The organism is Edaphobacter aggregans DSM 19364 (genome assembly GCF_000745965.1).
GTDB lineage: Bacteria > Acidobacteriota > Terriglobia > Terriglobales > Acidobacteriaceae > Edaphobacter > Edaphobacter aggregans.
In genome coordinates this window covers 1-3982 of sequence record NZ_KN050795.1, presented here as the reverse complement: position 1 = coordinate 3982, position 3982 = coordinate 1, and the positions used below count along the sequence as shown (strand labels likewise).

Annotated in this window: 2 protein-coding genes and 2 pseudogenes; 2 read left to right on the top strand and 2 right to left on the bottom strand. The window is 56.9% G+C overall.

What is annotated here, in order from left to right; translation table 11 throughout:
- Positions 1-368: 368 nt before the first annotated feature.
- Both Q363_RS35455 and Q363_RS35450 read right to left on the bottom strand, forming a co-directional pair.
- Positions 369-911, bottom strand: coding sequence for a pyridoxamine 5'-phosphate oxidase family protein (locus tag Q363_RS35455; protein ID WP_084081084.1), 543 nt, complete (start codon positions 909-911; stop codon positions 369-371).
- A 280-nt stretch (positions 912-1191) separates the two neighbouring features.
- The gene (locus Q363_RS35450; RefSeq protein WP_035359934.1) at positions 1192-2064 is read right to left on the bottom strand and encodes a PhzF family phenazine biosynthesis protein; all 873 of its coding nucleotides are present in this window, start codon (positions 2062-2064) and stop codon (positions 1192-1194) included.
- A 661-nt stretch (positions 2065-2725) separates the two neighbouring features.
- On the opposite strand from Q363_RS35450, the pseudogene Q363_RS45245 reads away from it, so the two are divergent.
- Together Q363_RS45245 and Q363_RS35435 are read left to right on the top strand one after the other, a co-directional pair.
- A pseudogene (locus Q363_RS45245) lies at positions 2726-3368 on the top strand (transposase family protein); the annotation flags it as partial.
- A 350-nt stretch (positions 3369-3718) separates the two neighbouring features.
- Positions 3719-3982: pseudogene (locus Q363_RS35435) on the top strand (ISNCY family transposase); the annotation flags it as partial.

Genomic DNA, 3982 nt, shown 5'->3' with positions numbered 1-3982 from the left:
GGCAGCCCAGCTTAAGCACGACGCGAGACGGGCGCACCATCTTCTACACCCAGTACGATCCCCAGAGCGTTATCAAGATGGTAGAGAACTTCCGCTAGGAACAACCGACCGCGGAGCGCGGTTTAGTACAACCGCCATTTCACCAACTGCCCGTGAAGTTCGGCTTATCGGCAAGTTCGATCTGTCAGGTGACAAGAAGGGCCAAGTTTCCGATAAGCCCGTCACTCGGGAGAAATGAGTGCGGCAGGCAGGGAAATACTGTCGATCTCTACCGGAAATGCCTGGACCCGATTCACAGGAAGTTGCGCCAGCGCGAGCGCAACGGAAGAGGTTCTCTCGCGTGAGGTCCCACACGCGAGCGTTCACCATCAGCGCGCGACCTGTACCTCGATCCAAACCCCATCCCCGAATTCGGCCTCGTCCAGAACCTTCACCGTGTGGGGAACGAAGCGATAAAACCGATAGTCCAGCGCGGCGTCGCCGGGCTTCAAGCTGCTTTTCCAGTCGGCATACGTTCGAAAACGTTGCCCGTACGCTCTCTGAGCTGCTGCCGCATCCTCGCCCCTTAGCTGATCGCATCGTCCGAACAGTTGCAGGCCTCGTCCGGGATCAGTCCACTTCTGTTCCGACGCGAAGATCGCTACTGCCATTGAGGAATTCGCGCTCACATTGAGGCAGTGAAGGGAGTGGGGATGAGACATGAAATGGAGCACAAGATCCTCCGAATAAGAGTAGTAGGCGGTGTTGACGTGTGCCTCGCCGTCACTCGTGACCGTCGCCCATGCACCAAGCATGGTCCCGTCTAGTACACGGAAGATGCTGCACCGCACTCGCTCGGCTGTGAGCCCATCAACTTCGCTTGGCGTGCCATCCACATGGATCGCCCGCATTCGCCTGAACGTGATACTCATGTCGCGAACAATTTTGCCACAAGCCAGAACCGCGGGGGCGAACCTGCGGCTTCACAGATCGCGAGACTGTCTTTGCCGCCAGTGCCACCTGATGCTTGATTCTACTTGCAAGACGATTTCAGACAGATGGTCGTTAAACCTTCCGTAATCGACAAGGTAAGGTTTGCCCGTCAACCCCCAGAACTCGATTTCTGGCTCGGTGAGTGAGTCGGCGGAAATATGCTAATTGAGATCCTCGAATAGCCTGAATAGGCGTCTCCCGCAATGGCCGCACAGCCATTCAGAGCCGGAGTACGCCACGCAGGACAACGATCCCAGTGCCGGATAATTCCGGTTCGAGATTGACTCGAATTCGCAGGATGCTCCGGCGTCCCATCTTTGTGCCCTGTTCGATCGCCAACTCGTTGTTCGCAACCAGACCTTCGCTGGCGAGATACGCTGCCAGCGGCCCCGCTGCCGTTCCGGTGGCCGCATCTTCCCAGAGTCCGACTGTAGGGTTGAAGAACCGTGCATAGGCTGTTTGCGGCCGATTCGCATCGAACGCGTAGATATAGCAACCTTCTGCCCCTGCCGCTTTCAAGACGTCAAGAAGTTCTTTCGCCGCCGGGTTAGCTTTGTCTACGGTCTTGGGATTTACAACCCGCACCAACAGATGAGCGACACCGGTATACACCGGGCGCGGTGTTGGCTGAGACAGAATTTCGCATGGATCGAGCCCGAGCGCCTTCGCCAGCGGATCCACATTGCCCAGCGGGTCCAGCAGGCGCAAAGGGGCCTGCCGCATACGACCGTGAACACGGGCGCCGATTTTCTCAAGCTCAATAGGCAGAACATCGGTACCAATCTCTTGGTAGAACGTCTGCGGGGTTGTCAAAGGGCCAAGATCTCCATGCTCGCCCAGCCACAGCCACGCTCCGAGGGCGTTGTGCCCGGCGCCGAAGATCTCCGCACCGCTTGCGGTAAACGACCGCAACTTTCGATCCGCACGCGTGCTCTCAAGGATGAACGTGGTCTCGGCCTGATTGAACTCGCCGGCAAGCTGCCGCATCTGCTCTTCGCTCAGTTCGTCAGCGGCTTGAACCACGGCGAGCGGGTTGCCCGTCAAGGGCTCGTCGGCGAAGACATCGATCAATCCGGCAATCAGTTCGGGCATGGGAATTCTCCAAGTTGAGCGGTCAGGTCCATTACAGCGGTTACAGATTTCTCCACGGCTTCCAGGTGGAGATGAAGGGCTCTGCTGTAACGATGCGTTTTCTTGGTTGCATCCGAGTTCGTTCTTACGGGTCGTCTGGCATCCATTGGAGGCCATCCCGGCAACTGGCGAGAACAGCGCTTAGCGCTCATTGAGAGAGTAGTGGACGGTGTCGGCAACACAGATATTTGGGCCGGCTTCCAGGGGCTGGCAAGGCCGCTCCGGGTTATTTCCGTATTGTCGGGTTTCTATGAGCAGGTCATTTAGGTCAAGGGGTTTTCTGTTTTTCTTTCCTAAGCGTTTTTTGTCTCTTCTGTTGTTCTGTTGTAGTTGTTCCGCATGTTGTTCTCTCCACCGTGTTTCTATTCGCACTTTGAGTGAGCCGCTCGTGGCTCTGTGTCGGTTGGGGTCAGAAGGAGAAGTCGATGCTGCCAGTTTTCGGTCGGCCTCGTTCAGGGCCCAACCCGACACGCAGTCATCGGGGAGCGGGGTAGTTGCAACAATTAGACATGAGCTCCTTCCTCAGGCTGCCACTCCATAGAACGGGATGTATGGCTCCTGGGTGATCCAGATGCGATGAAGCAGTACTGCCAGCTTGCGAGCGACGGCGACGATGGCCCGATTGCGGACATGGATGGTCGAGGAGGGGCTTTGGCTCTCCCGCAAGCAACGCAGAAGCTTCCACCAGCCCCGACTCAGGCGAGAGTCCTATGGTGAGTTGGTGCAGATCGATGGCCGCGATCACCGCTGGTTTGAAGATCGTGGCGAAGGCTGTACGCTGCTGGTCTTTATCGCAATATGGACGCCGGCAACGCGTTCCTGCCAGGGTTCCTCCAACGGTTCAACGAACGATTTGCGCTGAGTGCTGCCAAGCCAGAAAACCTGCACCGTCCACTCAACATCAAGGCAAGCTGATTGAATGACCTCCTGTGCCACCGAGAACAGCGCTACGTCAGCGAGCAGCTGACCCTCTCGTACGATCGCAAGCAGATCATCCTTGATCGAAGTGAGTTGTCGGAGAAGCTGGCTGGCCAATACGTCGAGCTCTACGACTTCCCGGACAGGCCGATCGAAGTACGCTGGAAAGGGTACTCACTTCCCTATCGCATTTCAGCAAGGATCAACGCGTCAGCCACACCGCGATCGTCGAGAACAAGCGCCTCGGGCACGCCCTCGCCATCATCAAGGTGCAGCAGGATACCAAGTACCAGCCGAAGGTACAGACCAACAGCGAAAAAGGTGGCTATCGCAAGACACCTCGCAAGATCTACGGACCGCCGAAAGAAGATCTGAATTCGCGGCCGCCGGCCAAAGCGGTGGAAATGACGGCCCTGATGGAAAGCATGGAAGACCGGACGATGAACCTGTCCGGTCTCCCACCCTTCCCACAGTCCTTGGAAATCACCAAGTGCGGTGATTTCACACATTCCCACCGCACGACGACAGCTAAGGTTTAGACTGACATTTCTATCCGGCGCGCATAGAGACATTTCTATCGGGCGTCAACAGGGTATGTAGGTGCAAAGTTGAAACGTCCGGTTTCTGCAAAGTTGAAATGTCCAAACTACCCTTCCGAAAGTGAGCTTCGGGAGGAAGAGATTGGGCTTTAGTAACGATGAGCGAACGTGATCTGAAGCGGATTCAGGTACTGACAGAAGTTTTGGCCGGACGACGTACAGTGGCAGCTGCAGTGTTGGGGCTTGGCGTGAGGCAGACGTTTCGATTGCTGGCAAAATATGAGGAACAAGGCGGCGGAGCGCTAGCTCACCAGGCGCGTGGGCGGGCCTCGAACCGTCAAATCAACTCCGGCATCCGAACGTATGCCGTCGAGCTGGTTCGTTCCAGCTACACCGACTTCGGTCCGACGCTCGCGACCGAG